Source organism: Paenibacillus sp. LS-5 (genome assembly GCF_056121505.1).
On record NZ_JBWAVA010000060.1, the window covers coordinates 1 to 279 of the forward strand.

Here is a 279-nt window from a genome sequence, read left to right on the forward strand (position 1 = left end):
TGTGCGAGAGCGCGTAGGTGGTGAAGGAGCATAGGGTGATGAACAGCCAGGAAATCTTGCGGCGCAGATGCAGGAGCGCAATCCGGTCATAGCCTGCAAGGGCGGCATAGGCGAGCAGGGAGGCAAGGGCGGCCAGAATCCAGCGGTGGGTCGGAATCGCATAGAGACTGTGGATCACATCCTCAAGGGATATGCTCCGCAACTCCCGGTAGAGGAGCCATGCGGAGACAGCAACAGCGGCCAACCCGATCACCGGCCATATATAATCCTTTAACTTCA

Annotated in this window: 1 protein-coding gene; it reads right to left on the bottom strand. The window is 58.1% G+C overall.

Features of this window, described 5'->3' with window-relative positions; translation table 11 throughout:
• The coding region (locus AC0MA3_RS26455) for a hypothetical protein (protein WP_474658340.1) at window positions 1-279 on the bottom strand (279 nt) is incomplete at both ends.